This window comes from Puniceibacterium antarcticum, from assembly GCF_002760615.1.
Classification (GTDB): domain Bacteria; phylum Pseudomonadota; class Alphaproteobacteria; order Rhodobacterales; family Rhodobacteraceae; genus Puniceibacterium; species Puniceibacterium antarcticum.
On sequence record NZ_AWWI01000002.1, the window covers coordinates 1 to 16,637 of the forward strand.

13 protein-coding genes and 1 pseudogene are annotated in these 16,637 nt (G+C 60.0%); 10 read left to right on the forward strand and 4 right to left on the reverse strand.

What is annotated here, in order from left to right; translation table 11 throughout:
• The first annotated feature begins 5 nt into the window (after nucleotides 1-5).
• Nucleotides 6-514 (forward strand): annotated as a pseudogene (locus P775_RS00020) (type II toxin-antitoxin system YhaV family toxin).
• Nucleotides 515-805: 291 nt separating this feature from the next.
• On the opposite strand, the gene P775_RS00025 reads toward P775_RS00020, so the two are convergent.
• A complete protein-coding gene (locus tag P775_RS00025) occupies nucleotides 806-1,156 on the reverse strand; it encodes an ArsR/SmtB family transcription factor (RefSeq protein ID WP_099909049.1) in 351 nt (116 codons plus the stop codon).
• A gap of 63 nt (nucleotides 1,157-1,219) precedes the next feature.
• Here P775_RS00025 and P775_RS00030 point away from each other — a divergent pair, with 63 nt between their 5' ends.
• The 8 genes from P775_RS00030 to P775_RS00065 all read left to right on the forward strand — a co-directional run bounded on the left by P775_RS00030 (nucleotide 1,220) and on the right by P775_RS00065 (nucleotide 10,268).
• On the forward strand, nucleotides 1,220-2,071 hold the full coding sequence (locus P775_RS00030; RefSeq protein ID WP_099909050.1) for a cation diffusion facilitator family transporter: 852 nt from the start codon (nucleotides 1,220-1,222) through the stop codon (nucleotides 2,069-2,071).
• Between the two features lie 283 nt (nucleotides 2,072-2,354).
• The gene (locus P775_RS00035) at nucleotides 2,355-6,617 is read left to right on the forward strand and encodes a strawberry notch family protein (RefSeq protein ID WP_099909051.1); all 4,263 of its coding nucleotides are present in this window, start codon (nucleotides 2,355-2,357) and stop codon (nucleotides 6,615-6,617) included.
• Between the two features lie 122 nt (nucleotides 6,618-6,739).
• The gene (locus P775_RS00040; RefSeq protein ID WP_099909052.1) at nucleotides 6,740-7,126 is read left to right on the forward strand and encodes a DUF6878 family protein; all 387 of its coding nucleotides are present in this window, start codon (nucleotides 6,740-6,742) and stop codon (nucleotides 7,124-7,126) included.
• A 1-nt stretch (nucleotide 7,127) separates the two neighbouring features.
• On the forward strand, nucleotides 7,128-7,589 hold the full coding sequence (locus tag P775_RS00045; protein WP_099909053.1) for a DUF6915 family protein: 462 nt from the start codon (nucleotides 7,128-7,130) through the stop codon (nucleotides 7,587-7,589).
• Nucleotides 7,590-7,689: 100 nt separating this feature from the next.
• Entirely contained in the window at nucleotides 7,690-7,992 is a 303-nt protein-coding gene (locus P775_RS00050; protein ID WP_099909054.1) for a hypothetical protein, read from the forward strand.
• A gap of 124 nt (nucleotides 7,993-8,116) precedes the next feature.
• Nucleotides 8,117-8,845, forward strand: a complete 729-nt coding sequence (locus P775_RS00055; RefSeq protein ID WP_099909055.1) for a DUF736 family protein — start codon at nucleotides 8,117-8,119, stop codon at nucleotides 8,843-8,845.
• Nucleotides 8,846-9,001: 156 nt separating this feature from the next.
• Nucleotides 9,002-9,538: a hypothetical protein gene (locus P775_RS00060; RefSeq protein WP_245875497.1), complete on the forward strand. Its 537-nt coding sequence runs from the start codon at nucleotides 9,002-9,004 to the stop codon at nucleotides 9,536-9,538.
• 148 nt (nucleotides 9,539-9,686) lie between these two features.
• Complete coding sequence (locus P775_RS00065; protein ID WP_099909061.1) at nucleotides 9,687-10,268, forward strand: rhomboid family intramembrane serine protease; 582 nt, start codon at nucleotides 9,687-9,689, stop codon at nucleotides 10,266-10,268.
• Between the two features lie 143 nt (nucleotides 10,269-10,411).
• On the opposite strand, the gene drt5 is transcribed toward P775_RS00065, so the two are convergent.
• From drt5 to P775_RS00080, 3 genes are read right to left on the reverse strand one after another with little or no spacing between them, the layout of a single operon-like run.
• Nucleotides 10,412-11,875, reverse strand: a complete 1,464-nt coding sequence (gene drt5, locus P775_RS00070) for an antiviral reverse transcriptase Drt5 (RefSeq protein WP_099909057.1) — start codon at nucleotides 11,873-11,875, stop codon at nucleotides 10,412-10,414.
• Nucleotides 11,876-11,896: 21 nt separating this feature from the next.
• Complete coding sequence (locus P775_RS00075) at nucleotides 11,897-13,708, reverse strand: ATP-binding protein (RefSeq protein WP_099909058.1); 1,812 nt, start codon at nucleotides 13,706-13,708, stop codon at nucleotides 11,897-11,899.
• A complete protein-coding gene (locus P775_RS00080; protein ID WP_099909059.1) occupies nucleotides 13,705-15,060 on the reverse strand; it encodes an SIR2 family protein in 1,356 nt (451 codons plus the stop codon). The genes P775_RS00075 and P775_RS00080 overlap by 4 nt, the downstream gene beginning before the upstream one ends.
• A 793-nt stretch (nucleotides 15,061-15,853) precedes the next feature.
• Here P775_RS00080 and P775_RS00085 point away from each other — a divergent pair.
• Nucleotides 15,854-16,637: DUF2493 domain-containing protein (locus P775_RS00085; protein ID WP_099909060.1), on the forward strand; the 784-nt coding region annotated here is incomplete at its 3' end.

Here is a 16,637-nt window from a genome sequence, read left to right on the forward strand (position 1 = left end):
GATGAATGAGCGGCGATAGCGTGCCCGCCCAAGCGCCCCTTGTCGTAAACGGATGGTCGATTTATGCGCATCCGCTCTTTCTGGACCAGCTCGAAGGGCTGACCCTGGAGGTCGAGGCGCGTAAGGCACGCGATCCCAAGACCTGGCGCAAGAAAAATTCCACGAAACGGCTGGCCGCCATCTTCAAGCTGGTGACCGAGGCCATACCGGCAGATCCGGGTGCCGCAGCCTTCCGGCAAGGCGGCACACTCGGCGACCCCCGCAAGGGGCGAAATTCTTCCAGCAGTATCGGTTGTTCTACCGCTTCAACAGCGATGCGAAGGTCATCGTGGTGGCATGGGTGAATGACGACAAGACCCTGCGCGCCTACGGCAGCAAGACGGATGCCTATGCGACGTTCAAAGGGATGCTGGAAGATGGCAATCCACCTGACAATTTCGACGCGCTCTTGAAAGAAGCAGTGGCGGCGGACAAGCGGTTCGAGACGTCCCTTGAAGCGGCGCCTGATCGGTAAGTGGGGTCGAATTCCGGAGGGGGCAGAATCCCCCGCTAAGGCTGCCAGTAAGGGGCTCGTTCTGCGATATTATCTCCCGTCACCCTTGAGCCGAGTGAAAGAGGCGACATTGGTGTGTCATATGGCTGGTACGATGAAATTCTCAGAAGTCCCTCCCTATCCGTACACCTGCCGTTCGCTGCATCGTGTACGAACTGGTAAGATGCGGACAAAGGGTGCATTCGCTGCGGATGCGCAGATGGCTGCTTCAGGTTTGGCGCACCGATAGGACATTGCAGCAGGTCGCGCCGGTTAGTCCGTATAGCTTCGGCAGGCATCGACCCCTACGGCTGTCGAGGCAAGTAGTTGATCTGCGTCGCGGATGAGATCAGCGATCCGCCTGTCCGCAAGGCGATACCGGACGAACCGACCTTCGTTCCTGCGACTGACCAGACCGCAATCCAAAAGGCAGCGCAGATGGTTCGAGACATTGGGCTGACCAAGCCCTGTTTGGGTAACGATTTCCTGCACGCTGCGTTCGTCCGACAGTAGCGCATCGAGGATCGTCAGACGGCTGGGATCGCTTAGGCCCCGGAAGAGCTTTGCCCGCAGTTCCAGTGTATCGGGTGCCGAAAGATCGTCTTGAATGTTTTGCGCTGTCATATCATTATCCACTGATACGTTAGCGGCGACTTCTTTCGCACGCTACCTTCAAGAGGATCGCATATGAGCCGAGCAGATAACACCACATTGCCTACAACGTCTTTGCCGATCCGGATGCGGGTGCATGGCATGGACTGCGCCAAGGATGCCGCCGAGATCGAACGGGCCGCTCGGTCTGCGGGCGTGGCTGAAGGCGATGTGAAGGTGTCTGCCGCAACCCATGTCATGACATTGCGGATCGCCGAAGACGACTTGCCGAAAGTGCGTCCAGCACTGGACGCAACCGGCTATGGCTTTGAGCTGATCAAGAGCGGGGATACATCGTCCGATCCGGCTTACAAAGACCCGAGCTATCGCCGCGCGCTCTGGATCGTGGTCGCGCTCAATCTCGGATACGGCGTGGTCGAAATGTTCGGCGGGTTCCTGTCCGGTTCGCAGGCGCTGAAGGCAGACGCGCTCGATTTTCTGGGCGATGGTGCGATCACGTTTCTGGGCCTGCTCGCCATCGGCTGGAGCCTGACATGGCGGGCGCGGTCGGCGATGATCCAAGGCGTGTTTCTGGGCCTTCTGGGCCTTGGCGTTGTCGGCAGCACGCTCTGGCGTGTCCTCAACCAGACCACGCCAGAAGCCGGGTTGATGGGAGCCTTCGCGGTAGGTGCGCTGATCGTAAACATCCTCGCGGTGCTGCCGCTGCTAAAGCACCGCAAGGGTGATGCCAATATGCGAGCCGTCTGGCTGTTCTCTCGCAACGACGCCTTCGGCAACCTCGCCGTGGTCATCGCCGCCGGGCTGGTCGCGTGGCTTGGCAGTGCATGGCCCGACCTGATCGTCGCGTTCGCGATCGCGGGGCTTTTCCTGCATTCGTCGTGGATGATCATCCGCGATGCCCGGAGTGACTTGGTGGAAGCTGACTAACTCCATCATGGTGCGACGCGCCGGACGAAAGCCGACATTCGCGCGCCCCGCAGCATCGGTGAGTCTGGGCTCCTAGCGGCCGGTCGCCGCGCGCCGCCTCAATGTCGGCTTTATTGATCAACAAGTTCGGCGGTTTTGCTGCGTGGCTTTCTCTTTGTTGCTGAGGAGGGCGGATTGCGTTGACGGCCCGCCCTTCTTAATAGCTTTTGGGCCGGATCCCCTGAAAAGCGAAAGCGGGCTTTTTGTCCTTTGGAACTCAGACCCTGATCCAAAGGAAACCCCCATGACCAAGCCCAATCCGGCAAACCCGGCATTCCCAATCTCCGACACTGATCTCGTCTCTGCCATCGCGCAGATCGGCGCGGAGGTCGACCACCAACCCCTGCGCAGCTCAGCGCTCGCGCGCATCATGCGCGAGACGTTTCATGGCAGCGATGCCGGCGGTGCCTGGGACTGGCGCATGGCATATGACCTGATGCAGGCCGCGGCTGTCCAGGTGCTGCTGCGTGGGGACGGCGCGGCAGGTGACATGGCCGCTGCAAAGCTGCTTGCCTCACGGCTCCTGACGGAAACGCGCCGGTCAGAGCAGCAAATCCGGCTCCAGCAGTTTTCCACGCCGCTGGCATTCGCGGCGCTGGTCTTACGGGCGGCGGCGATCCGCAAGGGCGAGACCGTGCTGGAACCCTCGGCTGGCACTGGTGCCCTGGCCGCTTTCGCTGCCCGGGCCGGTGCCACGCTTGTGCTCAATGAAATCGACCCCTTTCGCCAGCGCCTCCTGCGCGCGGTTTTCGGCGGCGAGGTCACAGGCCATGACGGCGAGCATATCGATGATCTGCTGCAGACGCCGGTTCTACCCGACGTCGTGGTGATGAACCCGCCCTTCGCCTCCTCGGTCGATCGCTCCCGAGACAAGCACATCGCCGCCAAACATCTCATCGCGGCAGCAAAGCGCCTGGCGCCCGGTGGGCGGCTGGTGGCGATCATGCCGCCGGGATTCACGCCCGAACGCGATGCCGCGCATTGGTCACGCGCCTGCGGTCTCCTGACGCCGCGCTTGGCGTTGACGATGCCGGGGCAGGTCTACCGCAAGCTCGGCACCTCTGTCGAAACCCAGCTCATGGTCTTCGACAAGGTGCAGGAGGGCGGCGAGATGATCCGCGCCAATGTCCGGGATCTGGATGAAGCCTTGGCATATGTCGACGCCGTGGCCGCAACCCGGCCCGAGATGCGCCCCGCCCAACGGGCGGCGGCGATCCCTAACGGGCGGCCGACCGTTCCATCATCTGCCCCGCGCAAGACCGCCGCTTCGCCTGTCGCCGCCTCCAAACCCCGGGCCAATGCCGTCCGTCCGCTCAGCTTCACAAGCTTTGAGACCCCGCGCGACAACACGCCCATCTCGGACATCTATGCGCGCTACCGTCCGCAGCGGATCGAGATTGCGGGTGCGCAGGAACATCCCACGCCGCTCGTTGAAAGCATCGCCATGGCCTCGGTTGCCCCGCCCATGCCCTCAAACACGGGCAGTGATGACTTGCGCCTGCCCGCACGGTTGATCGAGGAGGGACATCTCTCCGAGGCGCAGCTCGAGACCATCGTCATGGCGCATGATGCCCACGGGCGCGATCTGCCGGGGCGGATGCGCCTAGATGATGACCAGACCAAGATGACGCGCGCCGATGATGACCCGGATGCACGGGCCTATCGCCTCGGCTATTTCCTCGGGGACGGCACCGGCTGCGGCAAGGGCCGCGAATGCGCGGGGCTCATTCTCGTGAACTGGCTGGCCGGGCGCAGAAAGGCGATCTGGGTCTCCAAATCCGCCACGCTCATCGAGGACGCCATCCGCGACTGGAGCGATCTCGGCGGCTCGCCCGCCGACATCCAGCCGCTCTCCAAATGGAAACCGGACCAGCCCATCCCGATGGGCGACGGTATCCTCTTCGTCACCTACGCCACGCTGCGGTCCGCGGGCAAATGCGGCACCACGCGGCTGAGCCAGATCCTCGACTGGATGGGCGAAGACTTTGAAGGCGTCCTCGCTTTTGATGAGGCCCATGCCATGCAGAACGCGGCCGGGTCCGAGCAGGGCAGGGGGGTCAAACCCTCGCAGCAGGGCCTTGCGGGCCTGCGGCTGCAACTGGCAGCACCCCGCGCTCGCGTCTTCTATATCTCGGCCACGGGCGCCACGAGCGTGCACAACCTGGCCTATGCCGCGCGTCTCGGTCTCTGGGGGCAGGGGCCGGAATACCCCTTCCCGAGCCGCGAGGGTTTCGTTTCAGCGATGGAAGCCGGCGGCGTGGCTGCCATGGAGGTGGTCGCGCGTGATCTCAAGACGCTCGGCCTCTACACGGCCCGTGCCCTCAGCTTTGATGGTGTGGAATATGACGTACTCGAACACGCGCTCACCCCGGCCCAGATCCAGATCTACGATGCATACGCGGGTGCGTTTCGGACGATCCACCACAATCTCGAAGCCGCGTTGACTGCGACCGGCGTCAACGATGCCTCGGGCGAGACCAATGCCTCGGCCGCACGCGCCTCGGCCAAATCTCGCTTCGAGAGCACGAAACAGCGCTTCTTCAACCATCTCCTGATGGGCATGAAGGCTCCAAGCATCATCCACGCCATCAAGGACGATCTGGCGGCGGGCAAGGCTTGCGTCATCCAGGTTGTCTCGACAGGTGAGAGCCTGCTCAAACGCCGACTTGAGGCGATGGACCCGGAGGATGAACTCGTTGAGGGGGCCTTGACGCCGCGCGACTATGTTCTCGGCTACCTCGAACAGGCTTTCCCGATCCATGCGCAAAAGCTGGTCGAGATCGACGGCAATATGGTGGCAGAACCTTTGCGGGATGAGACCGGGGCGCTGGTTGTCTCGCGCGAGGCGCTCGCTTTGCGTGACGCGGCCATGATGGAGTTGATGACGCTGGCGCCGATCCCCTCGGCGCTCGATCAGATCCTCTGGGCCTTTGGCGACGAGGCTGTAGCAGAGGTCACGGGCCGGTCCATCCGGCCCCTCAAGGCCGAGGATGGTCATCTCTTCATCGAGAAGCGCGCCGCCAGCAGCAATTCATCCGAGACCCAAGCCTTCATGGACGGCGAAAAGGATATCCTGATCTTCTCCGAGGCAGGCGGCACGGGCCGATCTTACCATGCGGCCCAAACGGCGAAGAACCAGAAACGGCGGCGGCACTTTCTTCTGGAGCCCGGCTGGCGCGCAGATGCGGCCATCCAAGGGCTGGGCCGCACGCATCGCTCGGCTCAGGTCAGCGCGCCCTTCTTCAGGGTCTGCACCTCGGATGTGCATGGCGAAAAGCGTTTCACCTCGACGATCGCCAAGCGCCTCGACCAGCTGGGGGCCTTGACCAAGGGCCAGCGCGAGACCGGCTCGCAAGGCATGTTCCGCGAGGAGGACAATCTCGAAAGCCCGATCGCACGGGCGGCGCTGCGTGGGTATTTCGCCGATCTTGCCGCCGGGCGCGCTGAGGCGATGAGCTACGAGAGTTTCACCGACTGGACGGCCCTGCGGCTGATCGACAAGGACGGGGTGCTCCTAGAGGAGCTTCCCCCGATCCAGCGGTTTCTCAACCGGGTGCTTGCCCTTCCCATCCACATGCAGAACGCGCTCTTTGCCGAGTTCATGAGGCGGATCGCCGATCAGACGGAAAGGGCGCGCGCGGCGGGCACGCTCGATCTTGGCGTCGAAACCCTGCGCGGCGAAAAGATCGAACAGGTCTCCACCGAGGATCTCTGGACCTGCCCGAAATCCGGCGCCGTGACGCGGATCATCGGACTTGAGGTGACGGACCCGGTCCATGTCCTGGGCGCCGAAGAGGCCATATCGCGCAATCCGGACAAGCTGCAGATGGTGAATCGCGCCTCCGGTCGCGCGGCGCTCATCTCGGCGCGCCCCATGCAGATGTATGACGAGGATATCGTGACGCTGATGCGCAAGGCAGTGCGGCCTAACGGGTCGAGCTATCTCGAAGAGGTGCGGTTCGAGTCCTCGGCCTGGGAAGAGATCAACAGGCCCGACTTTGCAGGGCTTTGGGATACCGAGGCAGTGTCGCTGCCAAAAACCACCACGACCAAGCTCTACCTACTGACCGGGCTCTTGTTGCCGATCTGGAAGGACATTCCGACCACGAATGAACGCATCTACAGGGTCACGCCGGACGGGGCGACCGCCATGATCGGGCGCACGCTGAGCGAAGAAGGGGCGGCCGCGCTGCGCGCCCGCTTCCTCGTCTCCAACCCGCAAACACCGCAGGAGATGCTGACCGCCGCCCTTGGCACCACCGCGCCTGTCGATCTGGGCCGGGGTCTCACCCTGACCCGTCGCCGTGTCGCAGGCGAGATGCGCCTCGAGCTTGGCGGCGCGGACAAGGGCATGATCGACGGCCTCAAGGCAATGGGATGTTTCACCGAGATCATCGCCTTCCAGCTGCGGGTGTTCCTGCCGCATGGGGACGGGGTCGACACGGGAAGCATTCTGGCCCGGATCGTTGGGCAGGGAACCACCAAAGCGGCAGAACAAGCCGCCTGAAAAGTCAAAGCGGGCTTCCGGTCGGGCGTCGCGGATCGGGATTTGGCCGGTCTGCGCTTTCCGGGCGCGCGCAGACCAATGTCAGGCCCGGCCCCCCCAAATTCAGAGAAGAGGACGGACCCATGACCAATCCCCAGATCGATTATGCCGTAATGGCGGCTCAATGGCGCGCGGAGCGTGAAACCACCCTGAAGGCATCCCGAACGGAGCTCCTCGCGCAACTACGTGCGCTTGGCATCAGCGAGGTCACCGCCGAATACGAAGGCTATGGCGACTCCGGCAATGTCGAGGATGTGACGGTGCAGCCTGCAGAGGTCCAACTGCCGGAGGCGCTTGCCACAGAGGTTGGCGACTTCGCCTGGTCGCTCGCCTATCACCATCACCCGGGGTTCGAAAACAACGAGGGCGGCTACGGCACGCTGACCTGGGACTTGCGCAACGACAGTATCACCTTGGATCATGCCGACCGCTATGTCGAATGCTCGCACAGCTATGACGAGGGGCTGTGAGATGGCCCATCCGCTTCATCATGCCGAAAGCTCTGCCCGGAAATTCGGCGGGGTGCCGTCTGACTATCAGGCTGTGCACGATTGGTTTGACGCCTCAAAAGAGCATCTCGCGCTCTTCACGCACCGAGCCATGCGGCATCATGCCCAAGGCCTGTTCGAGGCTGAACGTGTCTTTGGCCTGACCCTGACCAATAGCGCTGGTCGAGAAATCCCCGTGCGCTGGATCGGCGAGCAGCATGTCCGCGAAGACTGTCAAGGCCGTATCCCGAGCATGGCGGACTGGCTGCGACGGATACAGCCTGAGCCATGGATGGCCAATGGCCACATCGACCGGCATTCTGGCGATGAGCCCTGCGGCGACCCAAGGGTTGCCTGGGCCTCCGAGGTCGCCGCCGGAAGAACGGTTCTTGGCCTGAAGGATTGGATGGCGGCGCGCGCGACGCAAGCCACGCAAGGTGCCTGACAGCTCTCGGTCGTTTGCCAAACGAATGCTGCATGGAAGCCCGGTTGGACGACCGGGCTTCTTGCGTCGTTTACCCACCATTCTTCGTAAGGAGTATCCCATGACACTCGAAGACATCAAGGCGGCCGTCGATGCCGGCCAGACCGTGCACTGGGCCAATACCGGCTACGTTGTCCACAAGGACCGGCTCGGTCAGTACCTGATCACCTATGTGCCGAACGGTAGCTGCATCGGCCTGACCGACCGGAGCGGGCAACGGTTGAACGGAAAAGAGGCGGAGTTCTTCATCGCGCGATCGGAGGACGGCGCGGAAAATCTCGGCCGCCAATCAAGACCAGATGGGCAGGGGAGGGGCGTAGCACCCGGAGGCACGGGGGCATTCCCTCTCGGACGGCAGCTCTGAGCTTTGGGCGGGGCTGAAAGGAAAGCAGGCTTTCTGATTTGTGATCCCTCAAGGGGTCGAGAAAGCAATCCCGGATGCGCTGGCAAGGACGTCAGACACCGGCCAATCCAAAAGGAACCATCCCATGTTCGCAGGAACCCTCACCCGCAATGTCGAGACCGCAGCCGCCGAGTACACCGGCATGATCCACGGGGTGCGCTTTGACATCGCCATCCAGCTTGAAACCCGCCCGAAGATGTCCGAGCGCAGCCCGGATTTTGACGTGACGGCAGTCAACAAATCAGGCCGCAAGGTGCGCATCGGTACGGCCTGGAACGAGACCGGCAATACCAGCGGCAACCCCTACATCTCGATGCAGATCGATGTCGGCTTGGGTCCGTTCCGGGTCAACGCGGTGCAGACGAAAGAGGCGCGCGCGGCCCAGAGCGGCGAATTCGAGATCATCCCGCTGGTCTCGAACGGCCTGATGAAATCCGGCTCGATTTCGGGCGAGCTCACCGCCATGGACGCTGACAACGCCTTCACTGGCTACATCGCCAACATGATGTTCGATCTGGAGTTCATGCTGATCGAGAACAGCTACAAATCCGAGGAGACCCACCCCGATTACCGGATCGAGGTTAGCTCGCCCCGGGGCACACCGATCCGCGTCGGCTCGGCCTGGATGGCGAAAAGCAGCCGCACGGGCAATGACTACCTGTCGCTGCTGATCAACACGCCTGATGGCGACCTGCGCGTCAACGCCGTGCAGAACGAAGAGCAGCGCAGCGGGCAGACCTTCGCGATCATCCCGTTCATCGACAGCGGTGAGCAACCGCAGGACGCAGGCGCGGGGCTGTCGCTGGTCGCCTAATCGGCGTGCGAGGGCGAGACGATCTGAACCCAAAGGGGAGCCGTGGGACCACGGTTCCCCTTTTTCCATGTCCGCTTGCGTGAAGGACGCCACCCGCTTGCGATCAGGTGTAAATGCGATACAATAATATATTAACGTAATATCGAGGGCGGGCGCGTGGCGGCTAGATCAGGGACGGCTCCATGGTTCGAGAGCTTTAATGTTGAGGCAGAGGTTGAAGATCTCCTCGCCCATATCGAGCGCTGCACCGGATTCGCGCCACCCGCCCGAAAGCGTGAAGTCATCATGACCCATGCAAGGGCAAAGCTCGACAGGACAAGGCAGGCATATCTGGAGGCCAAGGCGGCGGGAAAGCCGGTGTCCACATCGCGGCGTGCGTATCTGACCGACCTGCAGGACACGATCTTCATGGCGATCCCGGAAGAGAACCTCGCGCGGATGCCGCTAAGCGAGCAGGTTCTGAACGATTCCGAATTCTACGCGGAAGCCATGCACCGTGCCGCTGCGATCAGTGAGGATGAGCTCTTCATGGCGCTGTCCTCATCGCTGAAGGACATGACGGTCCAAGACGCCCGAGCGTTCGTCTCGAAGCTGTGGCACAGCACGATCGATGACAATGCCCGCAAATACGCCGAAGCCCTGAAGCGCCCCGAGCGTGAAATCATGCCGCTGCGGCCGGGGAACACTGTGTAAGATCGAAGCCAATCTCTTGGCTTGAGCCGTACCAAGGTTGGCCGCCTGAAACCCCCTTTCCCGGAAGTGGCACCCTGTGCAGCGCGCGAAAGCCGTTGAAGGGCTTGCGGAGACGTCTACTGTCGCCGCCATGATGAACCGGGATCACATGCGCGCTTTTTTTCGGCGCGGTGCGGCGCTTGCCGCCTTTGTCGCCCTGCTCTGGGCGGTCCAGGTCATCAATTGGATCACCGGCTACGGCCTGAACCCGGCGTTCGGGCTGATCCCGCGGTATTTCGGTGGGTTGGATGGCATCATCGCGATGCCCCTCCTGCATGGGAGCTTCGCGCACCTGATGGCCAATACGCCGCCGCTGCTGGTGATGGGTGGACTGCTGGTGGCAACAACCACGCGAGCCTTGCTGCCGGTGAACGCCGTGGTGATCGGCTTCGGCGGCGGTCTCGTGTGGCTGTTCGGCAGCTCGGCCATTCATATCGGAGCGTCAGGGCTGGTCTTCGGCTGGTTCGGCTTCCTCGTGGTGCGCGGCCTCGTGGATCGCTCGCTGATCACGCTAGGCGCGGCACTGGTGGTAGGTGTCCTCTATGGCTCCATTCTCTGGGGCGTTCTTCCGGGCCAACCCGGCGTCTCGTGGGAGGCGCATCTCTTCGGCGCCATCGCTGGCGCGGCTGCGGCGTTACTGGTCCGAACGCATGTCCATGCGCCACGCATGGGCGACGTCGATCTGGAATGAAGCAGTACGCCCGACGTGGTCGGCCCGTTGCGGACTTTGCCGATTTAGTTAGGTGCTGCGGCGCAGCTTCCCCAGAGCGGACGCTGTGCAAAATTCGGTAATACTGACAATATCAAAAATTCAGGTGAACTCTAAAGGCCCACTCAATTCTTCGACACTATGTCAAACACAAGCTTATTGTAGTTTGAAGCTTTGGCAAAGTAACCCAATCTGTGACGGCGGTCGATTCTATTCAATCCTCTGTGGCCGACCGCGCTAGACCAGGACAACCAATCGGATTGCCCAGCACCCAAATGGGCGTCGCGAAGCTCTACTAAACCGTACCTTAAGTCGGGTATTTCGAGGAGTTTAGCTCTTGAGATCGATGTGGCGTTTGGATGATTGTTCAGCCTGTCTATGATCTCTGCCGCTGAATTGGTGTTAAGAAGCCGATCTTCAAGAATGTGGGTCAGCCAAAAAAGCTGAAACTCGTAGATCATCGCGTCATTGTCACGAAGTAGTTCCAAGACGAATGCGGCTATGGCTTCCTCGTCTTCCGCCTCACGGCAAAATGAGTGAATATTCTTGAATAGGTGTGGGAAGCGACGCGCTATGTCTGCAAGACGGTCAATCGCTTCTTCGGCATGCTCTGCCATCAACGCCAGTACGAGCTCTGCGTCCTCTTCTTCGATATCATCTTGTTGTAGTAGGCCTCGCAGAAAACCCATTTCTTCATCCGACAAATCCTGTTCAACTTCGACCTCTTCATCGGGAATACCATCATAGTCAGTAATAACGACACGCCGTCTTTGGAGTAGCTGTATCCTTACGTCTTCGATCGCATCCTCAAGTTCAACGTTCTCTCGCACTCCGTCACTGGTCTTGTTTGGATTCAGTGAAAGGCCTTTTTCACCCAACAAGCGCTGGATCGTAATGAAGTCATGACGAAGATCACGCCGCGAGTCGGAAAAAAGTACAAAATCGTCCATAAACCTAACAACCGCATTGCTGCGCAATCCGTGAAACTGCTCGACAAAACGGAGAAAGTCGTTGCCTATCATTTTCGTTGGGTAAATGCCCTGTGGCAGACAATCGACTGACCGCCCCGTGTTTATTTCCCGAAGAAACTGACCAAACGCCTGGTAATCCTGTTCAGATGCTCCGGTTCTGGACAACCAAGAAACGAGGTCATGGTGGTAAACTGAGTTGAAATAAGCAGCGACATCGAAGCTCAAGCTGTATCTGAATTGATCTCGATACGCAGCAATGGCCCCCTTATATCCTCGATATGATCCCGAAGGATTGAGTGGCTCACCATCTTGAAAGCGGTAGCCAAAATGCTTCTTGTGCTCGTGGTAGGGCGCTCTGAAGCGGGTTCTATTTCGTAAGACGAGATCGTAAATAAAATACTCCGCCACAGGGTCCAGTTTAACGGTTCGCCTCAGGTGAAAACCGGGCTTGCCGGCATAAACCCTGGTTTGCGAACGGAATGAAAAAGATTCCTGATCGGGATCAAGGCAACGATTCAAAAACTCGGCAATCTCGGCTTGACCATTTTCGATCAAGTAGCGGTTTGTCGACATCGGGAAAAGCATTCGACGATAGTCAGCTGAGTAGAAATCGAACATCAATACTTCCTACTATTCTGATCAAAAATCTTCGGTCAATGGGGCTGCTTCAGTTTTGCCCCAAAATTCCTGATACTTCGGGCCGTGGCTTTCTGGTTGCTGACCTTTTTCGGGTTTGCTCATCATGATCGGCAACGGTGCGGGTAAATCGGGGCCGACAATGATCGCCTCGCCTTGTGATAGAGATGGGATAAAGGCAGCGGCGCTGCGATCAAGATCACCGCATGCCCTTTCAATGGTTTCCCGGTCTCGCTCATTGGTTAGCCGATGTACAAAGAGGGTTCCAAGTTGACTGAGAACATCCTGTGGCACATCTCTGGGACGCTGCGTCGCGACAACGGTGGTCAGTCCGTACTTCCTGCCTTCCTTGGCGATGAGGCCAAAGGCATCGAGGTTAACGCTATTCTGGTCATCGCCGACAGACCGGCCAATAAACTGGTGAGCTTCATCCAAGAAGCAAACAAGCGGATTTTGTCGAAAACGCCCCTGCCGCGCGATGCCAAGCAGATAGCGTCCAATAGCGTTCAGCAGCAACTCACGCGCATTGTGCTTAAAGCTCACGTTTTCGAATGAAAGCACCAAAGCCCTCGCATCTGGATCATCAAGAAACCCCTCGATTTCTTCGCATATATCCAAGCCTTCTTGAGAAAAGAAGCATGACATATCAGGAGAGTTCAAAAGCGTCTCGATCCGAATAACCAAGGTATTGTTGTAACCTACTTGCTTCGGGTCTACCCCGCCAAATGTGCCGTCCGTGTTAGCCGGGAACAGACATTCTTTGCCAATTTGGTTGGAAAGTACTTTGAGATCGAAGTCACAGTCATCTGCCGCCAACTGATCGGCTAGCATCAGCTGAGCGCGACCAAGCGGCTTCCTCTGTTGGTTTGCTTTCGAAACAGTTCTGTTCTCGTCAAGGTGGATGAAGCCGACTGTTTGGTCGTTGTGTTGAACTTCTATTCGAAGAGCATCGCTGCCTTCGACGGCATGCTGCGGAAACCGCACTGGGTCTGCCAACAGCAGTCGAGCCAGTCTCAAGCTGATAATCGCACTCCGAAGAGTGGGGCCTTGGCTTTGCCCGGTTGGTCTGAGCAGGGCGTTCAAGTCAAGCTCGGACAGCTTCTCACTCGGAAACCGCGCCAAGCGGCCTTCAGCCGCTTGGTCATTTGAGAAATCAAACTCCCGTGCGGCGGCTACCTTTCCTGCGAATTCTCCCGTTGGATCGAACAGAATGCACTTGCCACCTATACGCACGATCTCATTGACGAGGCGGGACACTGTCCAGCTCTTCCCCCCGCCTGTCGCACCAAATACTCCGCAATGACGACCGAACAATTTCTCAGGCGGAATGCTGAGAGCGGCATCATCCAGCCCAGATAGGTTCCCCAGCTCGACGAGCAACGGTGCACTGTCTCCCTTCACATCGCCTTCCAAGGCATCCTTGATGGAATTGGACAACGCTCCGCCTTCTGCGAGGTAGACCCCATCACCGACCCTTGGCTGCGTGTTGATACCGCGCGTCACTTTCCGAGTGGTCTTGCTGACGGTCGCCAACAATTGAACACGCCCCTGCGGCTCTACCGTGGGATCGGTTTCGATCTGGTGCTCAAGGACGTTTCGTTGCCTGTCTGGAATGCCAACCTCCGTCACGCGTCCCAAGATCGCTGAGCGATCGCAATCGACAAACACGAAATCACCAACTGAACCCTTTGCCAGTCCACGCCGCCCGAGGGCTGCAAGTGCATTCGGCAAGGTGAGTTCTACAGCACTGGCCGTCACCCGTGTGACTGTTCCGATGCGCTTCGACGGGTCGATCAGGGAGGCAAGCTCGCTCATGCGCCATCGCCCTCGCGCAGCTTCTCAAGCCGATCCCGCAAGAGCTGGCGATCCGTCTTGCCCGATATCATTGGGAGAGCATCGGCAAGGTCTTCGAAACGACCGTTCAGCATAGTGATGCGCGTATCGCCCTGCTGCACAAGACGCGCGATCTTGCTCTGGTAGTGGCGTTGTCCACCTAGATCGAGGTCAATTTCCTGCACGTCTTCATCGAAGAGCTTTCTGTGCTCTACGAACCCACGATCACAAAGCACAAGGCGAAGCGACAGGTTCGTTTCGATGGCTGACCAGATCGGGGCGCTGATGTGATCATCAGCAAACCCGAAGCCTGAGACGATCAACGTTGTGTCGGGTTCCCGCAACGCTGCCTGCAAGGCCGCGAACATGTCGAGATAGGGGCTTCCGAATGCTTCCTGATATTTCGAAGACCGAGGATAGATCAGTACTGGCTTGCGGTCTTCGCCGGGGGCATCGACGCTTCGGATAACGACTTCATCGGAACGTCGCCGCCAATCCACTGACCCGTGCAGCTTGTAGAGGTGAAACACGCCGTCGAGGTAGTCAGCCTTCGTGCCCGATACGGCTCGTCGCACGATGTCATGGTCGAAGTGATCACGGTTGAACCGCTGTTCGGCACTGTGGGAAAACCCGTCGATCAGCACGATGCCGAGGCGAAGGCCTGCCGTCTCAATGCATAGATCGTAGTTCGTGGTGAACAGCTTTACTCTGGGCTTTTCCGGAGATCGGCGGGCGAACTTTTTCAAGAATGCCAATTGCGCGGGCAAATCCGTGCCCGCGCCAACGAAACCTACCTTGCTCAAGATAGTGTTCTCAGCAACGCGAACAAACTCAATCAGCTCATCCAACCAAGGCCCATCAGCGAAATCAGGGTCGTTTTTCGCCCGAATATTGAGCAGCTCAATTTGCATCTTGCAGAGGCTCAACAGGCTTTCGATATCTCCGGCCTTCTGCTTCCCCTCGTTGTCGTTCTGCGGCAGGCCACCCATTACTTTCTTTGCGAGATCGTCAAACTCTTTGTGGTCGACCATATTTCCTTCGGAAACGGCATCTCGCACAGCATGCCACAGATCGCCCATCCCTGGCGCACTCGGCCCACCTTCGTTCTTGGCCGAGAAGGACGCCCCAGACCCCAACAGCACCACGACATTGGTTGAATGCAGCGCCGCCAACAGAGCCTCTTCGACCTGATCCTTGCATCCTGCCTTGGGTTTCTTGCTGGGGTCGTCCGGGTCTTCCTTCTCACCCTCCCAGCGCAGCCACTTGCCGTCGCGCGTCAACAAGCGCAGCAACTCCTTTTTTCCTACCAGCTCGCCATCCCAAAAGTTCTTCAAGTCTACCACCTTAGAATGCAATTCTAGGGTGAAGCTAGATTAGTTGTTCAGCCGGGTAAATCGTCCATGAATCATCGCTCACCAAGGTGTTCGGCGCATTAGGGCCGCAAGCGCACCAATGACGGCTTTTGAAGTGGAGCTTTTTCGGCTTGCACTAGCTGTGAATGACGACTTCCCGCCCATCACGTGGGATGCCGCGATAAGTAATTCGTATAGTCGGCAGCGTAGTCGCCTGCACATCAACCTTGGCATAAGCCTTGCGGCCTCCCCAGCTCGGCTTCGCGTGTCGCAGGGGAGAACGGCCCTTCGGACCGTCGCGCATTCGGCCATGCGGCCTCACCGCGGCGTTGCACCCGGCGTCCCGGTTTGCCCGCCTCGCGAGCACGTCCCTCCCCGGCCGCTCCGCCGGATTGCGCTCTGGTCTGTTTTGCGGGGCAAAACGATCCCGCCGCTCCATCCGTCTCACGCGTCCGGTCTGGCCGTTTGCCTGCTCGGGTCGGGCAAACCTACCGTCAAAACACACACACATGAGCGCGGAAGCATATCCTCCGGATGGCCCCCAAATCAGCCCGCGTCAAGGATCGCAAAACTTTTCGGCGGGGGCGGGGCATGTGGCGCGGGATGGTCCCGTGCGTGAGGGCGCGCATGTGTCCGGTGCTGCGCGCAGAAAACTTTTGCGCCCGGCAAGCCGGCGGCTGCGCCGTCCCTGACCCGGGCAGATTCGGAAACCAGGCATTCGGCCATGCCCCCACACTCACGTGGTGGCTCCTCAACCGAATACTGGAGACCAGACATGGCTTACGACACCGCAAACACCTACGAGACCATCGAGCTTTTCGGACTGACCGAGAAGGACGCACAGTTGCCGATCCCGGAAGATCACATCCTGACCGACCGCATCATCCGCGAAAGCTTCGAGGCTTTGCTCGGTCCGCTGCGCGGGACCGGCCTTGAGGCAGAAATCGAACCGCTGGCCCATGGGCTCGCGACGATCCTGCAGCGCCGCAAGGTGGCGCTTGGCAAGGAGGTCGACCGCACCGCCGACAAGATCGGCGCGCTGGCAAAATCCCACGACGGATCGGAGATCGCCGAGACCGCGCTCGAAGAGGCGCAGGCGCGCTTTGTGCAACTGCGCGAGATTGTCGGCGCCATCGAGGTGATGAGCGAGGCGGCGGCGGAATGTTACGAGATCGAAACGGGCCACGCCTTCATCCCGGCAGCCGGGTCGCGCGCGAGCGTCCGGGCGCAGGAGACCGGGGCGGTCTTCGAGGCGCGGCAGCTCCTCGAGCAGCACGACCGCGAGACCGCCGAGAAGTCGAAAGTCGAGGGGGTTCCCCTGATCGTCTCAGGCGCCACCGACTGGACCGATGTTGATGTGATCTTCAACACGCTCGACAAGGTTCGCGAACGGATCAAGCAGAACCGCAACCAGGAGATCTTCCTCTGCCACAAGGGTGGCAAGCACGGGGCGGAGATGATTGCGGCCCGGTGGGCCCGGGCACGCGGGGTCGCGCAGGCGCGCTTCGATCCGCGCTGGTCCGCGCATGGGCGGGCGGCACCGTTCAAGTGCAACGACG